14 protein-coding genes are annotated in these 17,092 nt (G+C 69.3%); 7 read left to right on the top strand and 7 right to left on the bottom strand.

Annotation, left to right across the window (positions count from 1 at the left end):
• Nucleotides 1-38 precede the first annotated feature (38 nt).
• On the bottom strand, nt 39-1,469 hold the full coding sequence (gene glnA, locus CFK39_RS00770) for a type I glutamate--ammonia ligase (protein WP_089063870.1): 1,431 nt from the start codon (nt 1,467-1,469) through the stop codon (nt 39-41).
• 181 nt (nt 1,470-1,650) lie between these two features.
• Here glnA and CFK39_RS00765 point away from each other — a divergent pair, with 181 nt between their 5' ends.
• Complete coding sequence (locus CFK39_RS00765) at nt 1,651-2,085, top strand: RDD family protein (protein WP_089066222.1); 435 nt, start codon at nt 1,651-1,653, stop codon at nt 2,083-2,085.
• A 267-nt stretch (nt 2,086-2,352) separates the two neighbouring features.
• Here CFK39_RS00765 and CFK39_RS00760 read toward each other — a convergent pair whose 3' ends face one another.
• The 3 genes from CFK39_RS00760 to lipB are packed head-to-tail and all read right to left on the bottom strand — an operon-like array spanning nt 2,353 to nt 4,924.
• A complete protein-coding gene (locus CFK39_RS00760; RefSeq protein ID WP_089063869.1) occupies nt 2,353-3,108 on the bottom strand; it encodes a DUF4191 domain-containing protein in 756 nt (251 codons plus the stop codon).
• Nucleotides 3,109-3,140: 32 nt separating this feature from the next.
• Nucleotides 3,141-4,163, bottom strand: a complete 1,023-nt coding sequence (gene lipA, locus CFK39_RS00755) for a lipoyl synthase (RefSeq protein ID WP_089063868.1) — start codon at nt 4,161-4,163, stop codon at nt 3,141-3,143.
• Entirely contained in the window at nt 4,160-4,924 is a 765-nt protein-coding gene (gene lipB / locus CFK39_RS00750; protein WP_089063867.1) for a lipoyl(octanoyl) transferase LipB, read from the bottom strand. Before lipB ends, lipA begins: the two co-directional genes overlap by 4 nt.
• An 81-nt stretch (nt 4,925-5,005) precedes the next feature.
• On the opposite strand from lipB, the gene CFK39_RS00745 reads away from it, so the two are divergent.
• On the top strand, nt 5,006-6,373 hold the full coding sequence (locus CFK39_RS00745; protein WP_157697016.1) for a hypothetical protein: 1,368 nt from the start codon (nt 5,006-5,008) through the stop codon (nt 6,371-6,373).
• 109 nt (nt 6,374-6,482) lie between these two features.
• On the opposite strand, the gene sucB is transcribed toward CFK39_RS00745, so the two are convergent.
• The 3 genes from sucB to CFK39_RS00730 all read right to left on the bottom strand — a co-directional run bounded on the left by sucB (nt 6,483) and on the right by CFK39_RS00730 (nt 11,350).
• The gene (gene sucB, locus CFK39_RS00740) at nt 6,483-8,291 is read right to left on the bottom strand and encodes a 2-oxoglutarate dehydrogenase, E2 component, dihydrolipoamide succinyltransferase (RefSeq protein WP_089063865.1); all 1,809 of its coding nucleotides are present in this window, start codon (nt 8,289-8,291) and stop codon (nt 6,483-6,485) included.
• Between the two features lie 29 nt (nt 8,292-8,320).
• Nucleotides 8,321-9,724, bottom strand: a complete 1,404-nt coding sequence (gene lpdA, locus CFK39_RS00735; RefSeq protein ID WP_089063864.1) for a dihydrolipoyl dehydrogenase — start codon at nt 9,722-9,724, stop codon at nt 8,321-8,323.
• Nucleotides 9,725-9,871: 147 nt separating this feature from the next.
• Entirely contained in the window at nt 9,872-11,350 is a 1,479-nt protein-coding gene (locus CFK39_RS00730; RefSeq protein ID WP_089063863.1) for a leucyl aminopeptidase, read from the bottom strand.
• Nucleotides 11,351-11,413: 63 nt separating this feature from the next.
• On the opposite strand from CFK39_RS00730, the gene CFK39_RS00725 reads away from it, so the two are divergent.
• From CFK39_RS00725 to CFK39_RS00705, 5 genes are all read left to right on the top strand, one after another.
• On the top strand, nt 11,414-11,776 hold the full coding sequence (locus CFK39_RS00725) for a hypothetical protein (protein WP_089063862.1): 363 nt from the start codon (nt 11,414-11,416) through the stop codon (nt 11,774-11,776).
• Nucleotides 11,773-12,207 (top strand): hypothetical protein, encoded by a 435-nt coding sequence (locus CFK39_RS00720; protein WP_089063861.1) that lies wholly within the window; start codon nt 11,773-11,775, stop codon nt 12,205-12,207. Before CFK39_RS00725 ends, CFK39_RS00720 begins: the two co-directional genes overlap by 4 nt.
• A gap of 122 nt (nt 12,208-12,329) precedes the next feature.
• Nucleotides 12,330-13,340 carry a quinone-dependent dihydroorotate dehydrogenase gene (locus CFK39_RS00715; protein WP_245823028.1) on the top strand — a complete coding sequence of 337 codons (1,011 nt, stop codon included), beginning with the start codon at nt 12,330-12,332 and terminating at the stop codon, nt 13,338-13,340.
• Nucleotides 13,341-13,807: 467 nt separating this feature from the next.
• Complete coding sequence (locus CFK39_RS00710; RefSeq protein ID WP_089063860.1) at nt 13,808-15,559, top strand: DUF222 domain-containing protein; 1,752 nt, start codon at nt 13,808-13,810, stop codon at nt 15,557-15,559.
• Between the two features lie 115 nt (nt 15,560-15,674).
• On the top strand, nt 15,675-17,060 hold the full coding sequence (locus CFK39_RS00705) for a replication-associated recombination protein A (RefSeq protein WP_089063859.1): 1,386 nt from the start codon (nt 15,675-15,677) through the stop codon (nt 17,058-17,060).
• Nucleotides 17,061-17,092 lie beyond the last annotated feature (32 nt).

The raw sequence follows: 17,092 nt of genomic DNA, 5'->3' as shown, positions 1-17,092 counted from the left end.
TCAGGAGCAGAGTCTGGGCGCGTCACAGCGGAGGCGTCTCAAATGTCGTAGTACAGCTCGAACTCGTGCGGGTGCGGGCGGAAGCGGAACGGATCGATCTCCGTGGTGCGCTTGAGCTCGATCCAGGTCGAGATCATGTCGGCGGGGAACACATCGCCCTCGGTGAGGTACTCGTGATCCGCCTCGAGGGCGTCCAGCGCCGCGCCGAGGGATTCCGGCAGCTGCTTGATCGCCTTGTGCTCCTCCGGCGGGAGCTCGTACAGGTCCTTGTCGATCGGCTCGGGCGGCTCGATGCGATTGCGGATGCCGTCGATGCCGGCCATCAGCTGCGCGGCGAAGGCCAGGTACGGGTTCGCCGAGGGGTCCGGTGCACGGAACTCGACCCGCTTGGCCTTGGCGGAGGCGCCGGTGACCGGGATGCGGATCGCGGCCGAGCGGTTGCGGGCCGAGTAGACCATGTTCACCGGGGCCTCGAAGCCCGGCACCAGGCGCTTGAAGGAGTTCACCGTGGGGTTGGTGAAGGCCGTCAGCGAGGGGGAGTGCTCGATGATGCCGCCGATGTACCAGCGGGCGATGTCGGACAGGCCGCCGTAGCCGCGCTCGTCGAAGAACAGCGGCTCGCCGTCCTTCCACAGCGACTGGTGGGTGTGCATGCCGGAGCCGTTGTCGCCGAACAGCGGCTTGGGCATGAAGGTCGCGGTCTTGCCGGCGTCCCACACGGTGTTCTTCACGACGTACTTGAACTTCATCACGTCGTCGGCCGCCTGCAGCAGCGTGTTGAAGCGGTAGTTGATCTCCTGCTGACCCGCGGTGCCGACCTCGTGGTGGGCGCGCTCGACCTGCAGCCCGGTCTCCTCCAGCACGGCGCAGATCTCGTCACGCAGATCCGCCATCTGGTCATTCGGCGGCACCGGGAAATATCCACCCTTCAGGCGAGTCTTGTAGCCCTGGTTGCCGCCGAACTCCGATTCGTCACGGTCGGTGTTCCAGACCGCCTCATCCGAGTCGATGCTGTAGAAGCCGGAGTTCACCCCGGTCTTGAAGCGGACGTCGTCGAAGATGTAGAACTCGGCCTCGGCGGCGAAGAGCGCGGTGTCGGCGATCCCGGTGGACTTCAGGTACTCCTCCGCCTTGGACGCGACGGTGCGGGGGTCACGGGAGTAGGGCTCGTCCGTGAACGGGTCCACGATCGAGAAGTTGATGATGAGTGTCTTGCGCTCGCGGAACGGGTCCAGATAGGACGTCTCCAGGTCCGGGATCAGCTTCATGTCGGACTCATGGATCGCCTGGAACCCGCGGATCGAGGAACCGTCGAAGAGCTGACCGGTGGCGATCGCCTCCTCGTCGAAGGTGCTCGCGGGGATGTTGAAGTGCTGCATCACGCCGGGAAGATCGCAGAAACGGATGTCGATGAACTCGACATCCTCTTCCTCGATGTACTTCACGACCTCGCTGGGACTGTTGAACACGTCTCCTCCATCCGCGCCGTACGGCGCGTGTTGTGCTGTCTGACTCCGAGGGGCATCACTGAGCGAGCTCCGGCGACCCGCACGGGGCCCGAACTCGGGTGCCCCCAGCTTATGCGCTGTGGCGTGCGGCACCTCCCGCTGCCACACCCAACATCCAGGCTCGGGAACTATGGTGCTGGGCGTGATCGATCGCAAGGACCTCGGCTCCTGGATGGACGGCGCCCCCGTGGAGGAGGGCTACGTCAAGGGCTCTTCCCTCGGCCTGCCCGCGCAGGGCGCCGGCGCTGTTGCGCCCTTCTGGCGGCGACCGCTGTCCCTGGTGGTCGACTGGGGGCTGTGCCTGCTGGTCTCCGCCCTGGTCTTCTCCGGTGACCCGCTGGCGAACCTGGTCCTGTTCTTCATGGTGAACGTGCTGTTCCTGAGCCTTTTCGGGGCGACCCCGGGGCAGTTCGTGCTGAGGCTGCGAGTGCTGCCGGTGACCGGACGCTCCCCGATGGTCCTGCGTGCGCTGGTGCGCACCGTGCTGATGCTCCTGCTGCTGCCGGCGGTGGTCTGGAACCGGGATACCCAGCCGCTGCATGATGTGGCCGCGGGTACCGCGGTCGTCACCGTCTGACCTCCTGACGGGTGGCCCGAGGCGGGCGCTCTCGGCGTTGAGCGGACGATCCGATGCCCCCTCGGACCCCGCATCGCCTCTCTGCGATACCGCCCTGACCTGCACAAATTTCGAACATCACGAAGTGGTCACGAAGGTTACGGGGAGATCACGGCGGCGCGGGAGCCCCAGCAGACGGGGGCGGGGTCACGGCCTGCGGCGGGCCGGACGCCGTGCAGCCCCCTCCCGCCACGGCGGGAGAGGGCTGCAGGTGGAGGGCGGACCGGCTCAGCGGCCGCGCATCGCCTTGCGATTCGGTCGAGCGCGCATCGGGTCCACGCCCTTGGGGATCGACTGACGCAGCGAGCGTCGCAGCGCGTTCAGTCGCTTGGTCACCTGAGCGGCCTCGTCCTTGGTCAGCTGCTTCTTCATGCGCTGCATGTGATTGGGCAGCTTGTGCAGCGGGACCTCGCCGTCACCGTCACCGACGACGATCTGGTGAACCGGGACGTTGTCGTGCTGGAGCACCCGACGGATGCTGCGGCGCTCCTTCTCCAGCAGCTTCATGGAGACCGCGGAGGAGTCCTCGGCGACGATGGCGATGCCCGCTCGGCCCGAGGCGCGGAACAGCATCTTCTGGCTGCGGGCATCGATCTGCACCGGCTCCTCATCCACGTTCCAGCCACGGCGGATGGACTGCATCGCCGCCAGCGCAGCCCCCGGCTGGCCCTTGATGCGGCCGAAGGCGGCGCGCTCGGCCTTGCGGGCCAGGACCATCATGGCGATCAGGATGCCGATGGCCAGTCCCATGAAGATGCCGTACCACGGGCTGCCCAGCACGAGCCAGCTCAGCAGGACGCCCAGCACGATCGCGCCGAGGATCGCACCGATCATCCACGGCAGAGTGGTGCGGTCGACCTCCTGGGTGTATTTGAACACCTCGATGATCTGCTTGATCCGGCCCTTTTTCTTGGTGCCGTCAGCGTTCAGCTTCTGCTTCTTCTTCGAGCCCTTCTCGGGCTTGGTCTCGGGCGTGCGAGCCATGGGCGGTGGGTCCTCTCGGGGCCGGGCGGGCGTCAGCTCGCGGCGACCTGCTGGGTGCGGGCGACGACGCTCGCAGCTTCCTGACGGGCGGGCTGGTTCGAATCGAGGTGGCGGAGGTTGTCCGGGATCTCCCGGCCGAGCTTGCGCATCGCCTGGGCCCAGAGCTTGCCCGCGCGGTACGAGGAGCGCACCATCGGCCCGGCCATCACCGCGAGGAATCCCATCTCCTCGGCGGCCACGGACAGTGCCACGAACTGCTGGGGCTTCACCCAGCGGTCGATCGGGTGATGCAGCTTGGAGGGGCGCATGTACTGCGTGATCGTGATGATGTCGCAGCCGGCCTCGCGCAGCCGCTGCAGCGACTCGAGGATCTCGTCGTCGGTCTCACCCATGCCGAGGATGAGGTTGGACTTGGTGATCATGCCGGCGGCCTTGCCCATCGAGATCACGTCGAGCGAGCGCTCGTAGCGGAAGGCGGGCCGGATCTGCTTGAAGATCCGCGGCACCGTCTCCAGGTTGTGGGCGAATACCTGGGGCTCGGCGTCGAAGACCTGCTGGAGGTGCTCGCCGCTGCCCTTGATGTCGTCGATCAGGAGCTCGACCCCGGTCCCGGGGTTCATCGCGTGGATCTGCTCGCAGGTGCGGGCGAAGAGACCGGCCGCACCGTCCTCGAGGTCGTCGCGGGCCACGCCCGTGATGGTCGAATAGCGCAGGCCCATCTCCTTGACGGACTGCGCGACCTTGAACGGCTCCATCGGGTCCACCGCCATCGGCTTGCCGGTGGCGATGTTGCAGAAGTCACAGCGTCGGGTGCAGGTGTCGCCACCGATGAGGAAGGTCGCCTCGCGATCCTCCCAGCACTCGAAGATGTTGGGGCAGCCGGCTTCCTCGCACACCGTGTGCAGGCCCTGCCCGTGCACCCGCTTCTTCATCGCGGTGTACTCCGGGCCCATCACGGCGCGGGTCTTGATCCATTCAGGCTTGCGCTCGATCGGGACTGCGGCATTGCGTGCTTCGATGCGCAGCAAGCGCCGGCCTTCGGGGGCGGTTGTCACCCTGATGCCTCCTCATCTCGACGTTCCATGGAGTCTATCGACCTGCCGTGCCCGCCGTTCGCGTCATACCGGGTGGCTCCGGTGCGGTGCGCCACGAGTTCGCTCATCGCCTCGGCGGCGAGGTCGACGACGTCAGCCACGGCGATTCGGCGACCGGCCTCCCGGCTGAGGCTGGTCACCCCCGCGTCATCGATGCCGCAGGGGATCACGTTCTGCGCCCAGGACAGGTCATTCGCGCAGTTGAGCGCGAACCCATGCATCGTCGCACGTTTCGACACCCGCATCCCGATGGCACACACCTTGCGGGCGGCCTCGTCCTGCGGGGTCACCCACACCCCGCTGCGACCCTTGACGGGGACGGTCCTGACGCCCACCGCGTCGCAGACGGCCATGATGGTGCGTTCGAGGTCGCGTACGAAGCCGACGACATCGATCGGGATCGGCAGCTTCACCAGTGGATACCCGACCAGCTGCTGCGGACCGTGCCAGGTGATCTTGCCGCCCCGATCGATGTCGACCACTTCGGCACCGTCCCGGGGTCGCTCCTGGTCGCGAGTGAGCTTCCCGGCGGTGTAGACCGGCTGATGCTCCAGCAGCAGCAGCGTGTCCGGGCGGGTCCCGGCGACGACCTCGGCGTGCAGCTCTCGCTGCAGCGACCAGGCGGCGCGATAGTCGACCGGCCCCGGAGGCAGGCCGAACTCCCGGTGCCGGTCTCCGCCGGGAAGGGGTTCGCTGAATCCGAGTCGTATCACGTCGAGCACGCGGCCAGGTTACTCCGCCCCTCACCAGGACGTTGTGGATGACGACGGGGTTGATCCGGCCCGATGGAGTTCACTGCCGGTATGGACGACTTCGATGACGAGAGGTTCTCGCGGCAGGGCCTGCTCTCCGCATCGGCGCCGCGGCATGCGGGAAGGCCCGCCGCAGGCCGCGAGGCGACCGGGCGCCGACAGATCGAGGGGAGCCGTGAGGAGCAGCGGCTGGGAGCTGACCTGTCCCTGCAGGGAGTGCGGGTCCGCGGCCTGGATGAGCAGGAGCGGGGCAGGATCCAGCTGGAGCTGCAGCTGTTGGCGACGCTCGAGGTCGCCGGGATCAGCGCTGCACCGGCCGTGCTGGAGCTGGAGGATGACGGGTATGTCCGGGAGGTGGCACCGGTGCTGAGCTGCCGGCGTGGCCGACGGGCGGCCGGGACCACAACTCCGCCGACGGGGGAGCGCCGCGCCCTCGCGGGCGCCCGGGAGGCGCTGGATGAGCTGATCGGAGCGCTGCACGAGCGCTCCTGGGTGCTCGGCGCCGCTCACGGCGGCGGTCTGGGTCTGCGGGCCGACGGCTCGGTGGTGGCGCTGGACCTGCGCGGCCTCCGCCGCGACGACAGCCTCTCCGCCCGCCAGGAGGATCGTCGCTGGGTGGATTCCGTGCTCCAGGACCAGGACCGCACCCTGCGCCGGCGCGTGCACCTGGACCGACCGCGGGTCGAGGGTGACGCGCTGCCGACCCCGCGTGGACGGTGCAGGGCTGCGACGACGGGACCACTGGACCGCTTCGACGAACCCAGGGCGGATCCCGGGCCGAGCCGTGTGAAGAATCTCGCACCGCTCGGGGCCGCTGCCGCGGTGCTGTCCTCGATCCGGGAGGTGCTGCGCCAGCCCCGGCTGCGCCGCACCGCCGCGCTCAGCGCAGTGCTGGTGCTGCTGCTGGGAGGAGCCCTGACGGGACTGGGGGCCTGGTGGGCGCAGGGCGGGGGAGCCACGGGCACGCAGGGGGATCCTCCCGTGGCTGCAGAGCCCGCACAGAGCGTTCCCGGACCGGCGCCCCGCATCGAGGAACCGCAGATGCTCGTCGCACAGCTCGCCGGGTCCCGCCACGCCTACGTCACCGGCCTCTCCGCCTCCCCGGCCTCAGCCCCGGGGAGCACCGCACTCAAGGAGGACCAGCGGCTCCGGGTCGCCTACACGGAGGTCACGGTGCGGGCGGGCGGTCCGGTGGTGCACTCTGCGGAGGTCCTCGAGCAGCCGGGCCCCGAGGGAACGGCGGTGGTACATGCCCTCACGTCCATGGAGGAGCTCCTCCTCGAGGACGCCGCGGGCACCACTCGGGTGCCTGCCACGGAACCGTCGATGATCCGGCTCGTCCTGCACTGGGACGGGGAGCAGTGGCGCATCGTCAGCGCCGACCCGCTGCCGGGGACCGCCGAGGCCGATGCGCCCTGAGCACCCGGTCGACAGCGGGGAGGGCCCCGACACCAGCTGGTGTCGGGGCCCTCCCCGGACGGGCTCCGCCGCGGCGGCTCCTGTCGCTCTTCGTCAGTGGCTCACCGGGTCACAGACCCAGCTCCGCCTCGAAAGCACCCTCCTCGAGCCGCTTCTTCATGGAGGTGAGGAAGCGGGCGGCGTCAGCGCCGTCGACCACACGGTGGTCGTAGGAGAGGAACAGGTACATCATCGAGCGGATGGCGATGGAATCATCGCCCTCGGCGTTCTGGACGACCGCCGGGCGCTTGGTGATGGTGCCGGTGCCGAGGATGCCGACCTGCGGCGCGGGCACGATGGGGGTATCCCACAGCGCCCCGCCGGAACCGGTGTTGGTGATCGTGAACGTGGCACCTGCCAGATCATCGGGGACGAGCTTGTTGCCCTTGGCCCGGGCGCCGAGGTCGCCGATCTGTCGGGCCAGGCCCGCCAGGTTCAGGTCACCGGCATCCCGGATCACCGGGACGACGAGACCACGCTCGGTGTCCGCGGCCATACCGATGTTCTCCGCGCCGTGGTAGACGATCTTGTCACCGTCGATGCTGGAGTTCAGCTGCGGGTAGGTCTTCAGACCCTCGATCGCAGCCATCATCAGGAACGGCAGGTACGTGAGCTTCGCACCCTCACGAGCGGCGAAGTCCTCCTTGGCACGCGCACGCAGCTTGGCGATACGGGTCAGATCGACCTCGACCGCGGTGGTCAGCTGCGCCATCTCGTGCAGGGACTCCATCATCCGCTGGCCGATGACCTTGCGGATGCGCGGCATCTTCTCCTCGGTGCCGCGCTTCGAGGAGACCTCGACCTTCGGCGCGGCCGTAGCTGCGGCGGGGGCGGCAGCGGCAGGGGCCGAGGCAGCGGACTTCTGCGCCTCGATCGCCTGCTGGACGTCCTGCTTGCGGATGCGACCGCCCAGGCCGGAGCCCTTCACGGAGGAGAGGTCGACGCCGGCCTCGGAGGCCATCTTCCGCACCAGCGGAGTGACGTAGCCGGAGGACTCTGCACCGGAGACCGCATCGGCAGCCTTCGGCGCGGGAGCTGCCGGAGCCTCAGCCTTCTTCTCCTCAGCCTTGGGCGCCTCGGCCTTCTTCTCCTCAGCCTTGGGCGCCTCGGTCTTCGGCTCTTCCTTAGCGGGGGCCTCCTCGGCCTTCGGCGCCGGAGTGTCGGACTTCTCAGCCGGAGCCGCTGCGGCATCGCCGGAGCCGATCACGGCCAGCACGGCACCGACCTCGGCGTCCTCGTCCTCCGACACCTTGATCTCGAGCACGGTGCCGGCGACGGGGGAGGGGATCTCGGTATCGACCTTGTCGGTGGAGACCTCGAGCAGCGGCTCGTCGACCTCGACGGTGTCTCCGACGGCCTTGAGCCAGCGGGTGACAGTGCCCTCGGTGACGGACTCACCGAGCGCCGGCATGGTGATCTCCTCGCCGTCGGCGGCGCCGCCGGAGGCACCGGAGGCACCGGAGGCACCGGAGCCGGTCTCGTCCGAGGTGTCGGCCGGCTTCTCGGACTCGCCGGAGGGGGCCTCCTCATCGGTCGACGGGGCGGCGGTGTCGTCCGAGGCGAGATCCTCGCCCTCGGAGGCCTCCTCCTCCGCCGGGGCCTCGGCACCGGAGTCGTCGGAGCCGGAGGCGTCGGAGCCGGAGCCATCGCCGATGACGACGAGATCGGCGCCGACCTCGGCGTCCTCGTCCTCCTCGACCAGGATCTTCTCGACGGTCCCCGTGATGGGGGAGGGGATCTCGGTATCGACCTTGTCGGTGGAGACCTCGAGCAGCGGCTCGTCGACCTCGACGGTGTCTCCGACGGCCTTGAGCCAGCGGGTGACAGTGCCCTCGGTGACGGATTCACCGAGTGCCGGCATCTTCACGGTTTCAGACATTGGGGTTCTCTCCTCCTGGGAAGATGGACTCAGGCGTGGGCGTGCAGCGGCTTGCCGGCGAGAGCGAGCGCCGCTTCGCCCAGGGCCTCGTGCTGCGAGGGATGGCCGTGGACGAGGGAGGCGACGTCCTCGGGGTAAGCCTCCCAGTTGACGATGAGCAGTGCCTCGCCCATCAGCTCCGAGGTGCGCGAGCCGATCATGTGGACGCCGATGATCGGGCCGTCCTTCTCACGGACCAGCTTGATGAAGCCGGTGGTGCCGAGGATCTGGGACTTGCCGTTGCCGCCGAGGTTGTACTCGTAGACCTCGACCGCATCCTCGCCCAACTGCTCCTTGGCCTGCTTCTCGGACAGGCCCACCGAGCCGAGCTCAGGCTCGCAATAGGTGATGCGCTCGATGCCGGACTCGACGATCGGGGCGGGGTTCAGCCCCGCGATCCGCTCGGCGACGAAGATGCCCTGCGCGAAACCGCGATGTGCGAGCTGCAGGCCGGGGACGATGTCGCCGACGGCGTAGACGCCGGGGACGTTGGTCTCCAGGGTCTCCTTGTTCGCGAGCACGAAGCCGCGATCCATCTCGATGCCCTGCTCCTCGTAGCCCACGCCGGAGGTCGCCGGGCCGCGGCCCACGGCGACCAGCAGGTAATCGCCCTCGAAGACCTTGCCGTCGGCGAGGGTGACCTTCACCCCGTTCTCGGTCTGCTCGGCCTTCTCGGTGAAGACTCCGAGCGAGTAGGTGATGCCGCGCTTCTTGTACGCGCGCTCGAGCGCCTTGGACAGCGCTTCGTCCTCGTTGGCGACCAGGTGGGGAAGGCCCTCGACGATGGTCACGGACTCCGCGCCGAGCGACTTCCAGATCGAGGCGAACTCGACGCCGATGACCCCGCCACCGAGGATGATCGGGTTCTTCGGGATCTCCGGCAGCTGCAGCGCCGCCTCGGAGTCCAGGAAGCGCCCGCCCAGATCGATGCCCGGAAGCGTCTTCGAGTAGGAGCCGGAGGCCAGGATGATGTTCTTGCCGGTGAGGGTGCGGGTGCCGGACCCGGTCTCGACCGAGATGGTGTTCGGGCCGGTGAGCGTGCCGAAGCCCTCGACGTACTCGACCTTGCGGGATTTCACCAGGCCCTGCAGACCCTTGTGGAGCCTGCCGATGATCTTGTCCTTGAACCCCAGCACCTTCGTGGCATCGATGCCGTTGAGGGTGAGGTCCACGCCCGCGGCAGCCGCCTCGGACGGTGCGTCGGCGAGCTCGCCGACATGCAGCATCGCCTTGGTCGGGACGCAACCGCGGTGCAGGCAGGTGCCACCGAGCTGATCCTTCTCCACGAGCGCGATCTTCTGGCCGAGCTGGGCTCCGCGCAGCGCGGCCGCATAGCCGCCGCTGCCACCGCCCAGGATCACGACGTCGAACTGGTCAGTGCTTGTCTCCGCCACCTGTGAGCTCCTCGGTGTCTACGTGTACTCCGCGACCCGCTCTGACCAGAATGGCCGGCGGCGCCGCCTGCGTGGCCCATGTTAGGCCACCAGGCGGCACCGAGAAGACCTCCGGACCGGATCAGGCGGCGTGAAACGCGGCGAGGATCACGCTGCGGGGCCGGCGGCGAGGTCCTCGAGGACTTGCAGCACAGTGCGGGTGCTCATCCCGGTCGCTCCCTTGCCCATGTAACCCAGGGGCGAGGAGGCATAGCCGGGCCCGGCGATGTCCAGGTGCGCCCAGGGGGTCTCGCCCACGAACTCGGCGAGGAAGATCCCGGCGGAGAGCGCCCCGCCCGGCCGTTCGCCGATGTTGCGCAGATCCGCGACCTGTCCGGTGAGGTCTGCGCGCAGCTCAGCGGGGAAGGGAAGCGCCCAGAACGGCTCCCCGGCGGTGCCGGCGGCTGTGAGCACCAGCTCGCGGGCGTCCTCCGTACCCATCACCCCTGCGGTGCGCTTGCCCAGCGCGACGACGGCTGCACCGGTCAGGGTGGCGACGTCCATCACCAGGTCGGGGGCGTCGGCGACGGCGTCGACGAGCGCGTCGGCCATCACCATCCGGCCCTCGGCATCGGTGTTGAGGACCTCGACAGTCTTGCCGTTGCGCATCGTGACCACATCACCGGGGCGCTGGGCGCCTCCGCCGGGCATGTTCTCGGCCAGCGCCAGGTAGGTGGTGACCTTGACGTCCAGGCCCAGGCGGGCGGCGCCGATGGTCGCGCCGAGCACCGTGGCGGCACCGGTCATGTCCGAGGTCATGTCATCCATGCCGGGGGCGGGCTTGAGCGAGATGCCGCCGGTGTCGAAGGTGATGCCCTTGCCCACCAGTGCGACCGAACGCTCCGCAGCCGAGGGGGCGTACTCCAGGCGGACCAGGCGGGGCGGCCGGGTCGAGCCCTGGCCCACGCCGACGATTCCCCCATAGCCGCCCTCGGCGAGCTGCTTCTCATCGAGCACCGTGACGGTGATCGGCAGATCGGCGACGAGCTCCTCGGCGCGCTGCGCGAAGGAGACGGGGTGGAGGAGGTTCGGCGGGGTGTTGACCAGGTCGCGGACGATGTCCACTACCTCGGAGAGCAGGGTGGAGCGCTCCACCGCGGTGCGGGCGGCGTCGGCCCCACCCTCGGCGACCAGGGTCAGGGAGCCCAGCGCGGCCTTGGGCGCGGAGGAGCCGGTGCCGGACTTGTGGCCGACGAAGGCGTAGGCGCCCAGTGCGGCACCCTCCAGGGCGGCGGCACGCTGGACGGCGGTGCCCGTGGGCAGTGCGACGGCGGCGTGCCCGACCCCGTTCAGCGAGCGGGTGGCTGCACCGAAGGCGAGGCGGAGGTCCTCGGAGTCGATCTCGGGGAGAGCTTCGTCACCCACACCGACCAGCAGCAGCGACGTCGCTGCGGCCAGCCCGTAGGACGGGATGCGGTGCAGATCGCCGCGGGCGGCGGAGGCGTCGAGACCGGCGATGGCCTCGGAGATCTCGGGGGACCCGGGGACGGTCGCCGGCGCGTCGTCGGCGCCGGCGAGGAGGGGGAGGATGAGGACGTCGGCCTCGACGTCGCGCACTGATGCTTCGGTGATGGTGATGGTGGGCATGCCTCTATCGTAGGGGCGGGCCGGGCATCGTGTCCGCACCCTGTGGAGGAGGACCGAGGACCCATGGCGGCGTTGAGCATCGTGGTGGCCGGGCTGTGCGGGCTCACCGCTCTGTTGGGCCTGTATTACGCGCTGCGCGAGCTGACCGCGGATCTGGTACTGCTCGGTGCCTGCGCGCTGTTGGCGCTCAGCTGGGTGGTGCTCGGGGCGGCGCTGACGCTGCGCGACATCGGCGGTGGGACCCCCGAGGACCCGATCACGCTGTACGGCTACCTGCTCACCGCAGTGGTGCTCGTGGTGGGCGGGGGCTGGATCGGCCTGTTCGAACGCAGCCGCTGGGGCAGCCTGGTGGCCGGGGTCGGAGCCCTGGTCAGTGCCGTGCTGCTGATGAGACTGCACCAGATCTGGCCGGGAGGCTTCGCATGACTGCCGAGCACACCACCGCTGCCGCCCGCGGCAGTCGCGGGTTCGAGATCGTCCTGATCGCCGTGTACGGGATCTTCGCGATCTCGGCGACCGCCCGCAGCCTGGTGCAGATCCTGCGGGATCTCTCCTTCGCTCCCGTCGCCTACGTGCTCTCGCTGCTGGCCGCCGTCACCTACATCGCAGTGACCGTCGCACTGGTCCGCCGCGGTCGACGCTCGGTGCTCGCTCGCAGGCTGTGCCTCGCCGAGCTGGCCGGGGTGCTGATCGTCGGAACGCTCACCCTGGTCGATCCGGCGCTCTTCCCCGACGCGACGGTGTGGAGCCACTTCGGGCAGGGGTATGGTTTCGTCCCCCTGCTGCTGCCCGTGATCGCTCTGCTCTATCTGGGGCGCAGCAGGAAGCGCGATAGGGCCTCGGGACCTGTGGCCTGAAGCACAGGGCGCCGACCGCGTAGCGTAGTGCCTGTGACCCCGACGACCCCTCGCGAACCGGGCCCTACGGCGCCCTCTTCCGCCACGTCCTCAGCCGGCTCGATCCAGAGCAGGCGCACCGCCTGACGGTGCGCGCGCTGGCGACGGCCCATGCGTTGCCGGGAGGCCCGGCGCTGCTGCGGACGGTGTTCTCGATCCCCGATCCGATGCGCGACCCCCGCCCTGTGCGCAGCGTCCTCGGCGTTGAGCACCGCAGCCCGTTCGGGCTGGCGGCCGGCTTCGACAAGGACGGCGAGGTGCCGCTGGCGCTGCTGGACCTCGGCTTCGGCCATGTCGAGGTGGGCACAGTGACCGCGAAGGCGCAGCCGGGCAACCCGCGACCGCGCTCCTTCCGCCTGGTGGAGGACAGGTCGTTGATCAACCGCATGGGCTTCAACAACCACGGCGCCCAGGCCCTTGCGAAGCGGCTGGCCCGGGCCCGCCGCTCCGAGCGCGGCCAGCGCGCCGTGATCGGTGTGAACATCGGCAAGTCCAAGGTCACGGCCCTGGAGGACGCGGCGGAGGACTACCGCTTCTCCGCCCGGCTGCTCGCCCCCTACGCCGACTACCTCGCGATCAACGTCTCCAGCCCGAACACACCCGGACTCCGTGACCTGCAGAGCGTCGAGATGCTCCGGCCGATCCTGGAGGCCGTGGAAGAGGAAGCCGGCAGGGCCCGGATCCGACTGCGCCGCAAGGTGCCGGTGCTGGTGAAGATCGCCCCCGACCTGCATGACGAGGACGTGGTGGCGGTGGCCCGCCTCGCCACCGAGGTGGGACTGGCCGGCGTGATCGCGGCGAACACCACCATCTCCCGCCCCGACTCGCTGGCCACCGATCGGGCTCGGGTCGAGCGGATCGGTGCAGGTGGGCTCTCCGGCCCGGTGCTCGCGGACCGCTCGCGCCAGGTGCTGGGGCTGCTGCGCGCGACGCTCCCGGCCGATTCCGTGATCATCAGCTGCGGGGGAGTCAGCACCGCCGAGGACGTGCAGGAGCGGCTCGACGCCGGTGCCGATCTCGTCCAGGGATATACCGCGATGATCTACGAGGGGCCGTCCTGGCCCGGCCGGATCGCGCGAGAGCTCGCCGACTGACTCGAGCTGGTGGGCTGACGGTGGGGCTCTCGGTGTCGCATCGGGCCTGGCCGAGGATGTCCGAGAGCGCGTCTGCACACGCACGCGGAAGCTCGGGAGCTGGCGAGGGTGCAGAGCTGTTCTGGATACTCACCCAAGAACCTCCGGCTCGGTGAACCGGCGGCGGGCGGCTCTCTGTGTGCGTGGCCGCGCCCCGCACCCCTATCTTTCCGCCGCGACCTGTGCATTGTGGATAACCATTCTGTGTGGAGGAAAGAACGTCTCTGAGGCCTCGTCGAGAGCCTTTGTGCATGGCGCGGTCCGGTTATCCACAATCGATACGGTCCCTGTTATCCACAATCGGCGCCATCTCTTTCGACTGTCGGGGTATCTCGCTAAAATCGGGGTATCGGACGGGCGGAGGAGCCCGTCGTCCATGGTCCGTTCGGACGGTGTGCCCGTGAGTGGTTGTCGGGAGGTGACGGGGCGTGAGCGCGATCGAGGAGCAGCCGCCGCCGTTCGACGCGGGCGATCGCGACGAGGCTGCCGAGGCGGCGTTTCTCGCTTCCCTGCCCTCGCACCTGCGGGACGTCACCGCGCGCCGGGAGCTCACCCGCAGCAGCCTTCCCCTGCGCGTCCACAGTATGGACGATCCCCAGCTCAGCGCCGCGACCCAGCGTGTGTGGGATGTGGAGAAGCAGGAGGCCCGTTGCTTGGCCGAGAAGCATCGTGCCCTGGCCGAACTCTACGACCATGACGGGGAGTACGAGGAAGCCGCGGAGGTCGAAGCCGTCGATGCCACGCGCGCCGGTCTCGCCCTGCGGGTCACCACCGGTGCCGCCCGCTGGCATCTTCGTGATGCCTATCAGGCCGTGCATCTGTTTCCGCGTTGCCTCGCTGCTCTGGAGTCCGGGGCCCTGCCGTCCAGCTGGTTCCAGAAGATGCTGAAATCCTCGCGATCGCTGCGGGACAGTTCTCGCAAGGATCTGGATATCGCCGTTGCCGCGTGGTCCCCGGATATCAGTCCGGAACGTTTCTTCACTCTGTTGAAGAAGCTCATCACCCTGCTCCAGCAGCGTGAGGATCGCCCTGATCCCCTCGATAGTCTCACCCGCAGCGTCGAGCTGTTGCCGAGTATCGAGCCCGGGATGGGGACCATGCAGATCAGCGGTCCGATCCCCGTCATCCTCGCGCAGTGGAAGCAGGTGGACGAGTCCGCCCGAGCGGTCCAGACCGCCCAGCGCACCGCACTGCGCGAGGGCACCCCGATTCCGCGCGATCCGGACGGGCTCGTCCTGGCCTCGGGGAAGGCCACGCCTCTGACCGAGCTGCGCTTCGCGCTGATGAGCTCGGCGGCGCTGGACCTCGATGGGGTCTCCGTCCCTGCCGGAAGGTTCCGGCTGAACATCACGGTCCCCGCCCTCACCCTCCTCGGTGCCTCTGATGAACCGGGCAGTCTCGAGGGCACCATCCCGTTGCCACCGTCGATGGCGCGCTCCCTCGCCGGCAGCAGCGAGGCCTGGTATCGCGTGCTGACCGATCCCACCAGTGGTGCTTTCCTGCCGCTGCCTGCCCAGAAGTACCAGCCCTCCGCGGCGATGCTCGAACATCTCCGGCTGCGCAACAGCATGTGCGCGGTGCCGGGATGCACCCGGCTCACCTCTTGGGCCTCTGAGTGCGATCACATCGAGGAATGCCGGCGCGGCAGCGCCGATGCGGGAGCCCTCACCGAGATCGAGAACCTCCACCTGCTGTGCTGGCAGCACCATCTGGACAAGACAGCCGGCCTGCTGGATCCCACCCGGCTCCCCACCGCCGTCACCGAGCCCGGCCGCACCCGCTGGGCCGTCGGCCGTGACGGCGACATCGTCACCGTGATCGACGACCTCGACACCGCGAGCCTCCAGATCGTCGAGGACCTCGAACACGCCTGGACCTGCTACCTCCGCGGCACCCACGCCGGGGATCCGGTCACATTGCCAGTCACAGAACCGGTCACCGAGCCGGTGCCGGCAGAACCCGAAACAGCAGAGCCCGAATCAGCCGGACCCGAACCCCCTGGCCCCAGCGACCCAGGTCAGGTGCCCACTCCCGAAGAACCGACGGAGCTCACAGAGAAGCCGCTGCCCGAGTACTTCTGCTGGGAACCTCCCTTGCTGCGACGGGGATGCCCTCGCCCACCGAAGGAGCCCGAGAATCCCCCGGAACCCTGGAAAGATCTGGGCCCGCCACCCTTCTGACGGGTGATGGGCTCTCCGGGGCAGCCCCCTTGCCTCGGGGCCGTTGCCGGCCGCACGCAGCGGGTGCGTCGGGGTCGCGACGCGGGCCGTCAGGGAACCCGCCTACCCTGAGGGGATGGACGAGGATCTCTTCTCCCTCAGCGGTGACGCGCCGGCGCCGCGCACCCTGTCGGACCGCAACCGGGACCACCGGGCCCCGCTCGCGGTGCGGATGCGCCCGCGCACGCTCGAGGAGGTCGTGGGGCAGCACTCCGCCCTCGAACCGGGCAGCCCCCTGCGGCGGCTCGTTTCCACCGACGACTCCCGCACCGCGCCCGCCTCCGTCATCCTGTGGGGCCCGCCCGGCACCGGGAAGACCACTTTGGCCTACGTGGTGGCGCAGTCCGGCGATCGCGAGTTCGTGGAGGTCTCCGCGGTGCTCGCCGGGGTCAAGGACATCCGCGAGGTCGTGGACCAGGCGCGCTCCCGCCTGCGGACCATCGGACGCGAGACCGTCCTGTTCGTCGACGAGGTGCACAGATTCTCGAAGTCCCAGCAGGATGCCCTGCTGCCCAGCGTCGAGAACCGCTGGGTCACCCTCATCGCCGCGACGACCGAGAACCCCTCGTTCTCCGTGATCTCCCCGCTGCTGTCGCGCTCGATCATGGTGACCCTCGACCCGCTGGAACGGGAGGACCTCGATGCGCTCGTGGATCGGGCGCTGAGCGATGAACGAGGCCTGCAGGACTCTGTGGCTCTCACCGACGACGCCCGCGAGGCGCTGCTGCGGTTGGGCGGCGGGGATGCCCGCAAGATCCTCACCTCCCTCGAGGCCGCCGCCGCCGCAGCGCTGATGAAGGACTCCGCGGAGATCGATGCCGCCACCCTCGCCCAGGCCGTCAACCGTGCCGCCGTGCGCTATGACCGGGCCGGCGACCAGCACTACGACGTCACCAGCGCGTTCATCAAATCGATGCGGGGCAGCGACGTGGATGCTGCCCTGCACTACCTGGCCCGCATGATCGAGGCGGGGGAGGATCCTCGCTTCATCGCACGCCGGGTGGTGATCGCCGCCGGCGAGGAGGTGGGCATGGCAGATCCCTCTGCCCTGCAGGTCGCGGTCGCCGCGATGCAGGCCGTGCAGATGCTGGGCATGCCCGAGGGCAGGATCCCCCTGGCCCAGGCCGTCGTCCACATCGCCACCGCACCCAAGTCCAACGCCTCCTACAAGGCACTGGATGCCGCGATCGCCGATGTGCGCGCCGGCAAGGGGCAGGGGGTGCCCGCCCACCTGCGCGATGCCCATTACGCCGGGGCGAAGAAGCTGGGTCACGGGGTCGAGTACCAGTACGCTCACGATGCGCCGCATGCCGTTGCCGCCCAGCAGTACGCTCCCGACGACCTGGTCGGGGTGGACTACTACCGGCCCACCACCCACGGCCACGAGGAGCGCACCGCCCGCCGGGTCGAGGTGCTGCGGGGGATCCTGCGACCGCGGCCTCCGGGCACGACGACGGGCTGAGTTCTGTGCGGCGTGAGCGACCGCACAGGAGG

The organism is Brachybacterium avium (genome assembly GCF_002216795.1).
Taxonomy (GTDB): domain Bacteria; phylum Actinomycetota; class Actinomycetes; order Actinomycetales; family Dermabacteraceae; genus Brachybacterium; species Brachybacterium avium.
The sequence above is the reverse complement of the archived record's forward strand: the minus strand, read 5'-3'. Positions and strand labels throughout refer to the sequence as shown.

Coding starts and splice junctions, on each gene's coding strand:
- sucB (WP_089063865.1), bottom strand. CDS start 8,291: ATGTCTGAAACCGTGAAGATGCCGGCACTCGGTGAATCCGTCACCGAG.
- CFK39_RS00720 (WP_089063861.1), top strand. CDS start 11,773: ATGACTGCCGAGCACACCACCGCTGCCGCCCGCGGCAGTCGCGGGTTC.
- CFK39_RS00705 (WP_089063859.1), top strand. CDS start 15,675: ATGGACGAGGATCTCTTCTCCCTCAGCGGTGACGCGCCGGCGCCGCGC.
- CFK39_RS00760 (WP_089063869.1), bottom strand. CDS start 3,108: ATGGCTCGCACGCCCGAGACCAAGCCCGAGAAGGGCTCGAAGAAGAAG.
- CFK39_RS00730 (WP_089063863.1), bottom strand. CDS start 11,350: ATGCCCACCATCACCATCACCGAAGCATCAGTGCGCGACGTCGAGGCC.
- CFK39_RS00745 (WP_157697016.1), top strand. CDS start 5,006: ATGGACGACTTCGATGACGAGAGGTTCTCGCGGCAGGGCCTGCTCTCC.
- CFK39_RS00725 (WP_089063862.1), top strand. CDS start 11,414: ATGGCGGCGTTGAGCATCGTGGTGGCCGGGCTGTGCGGGCTCACCGCT.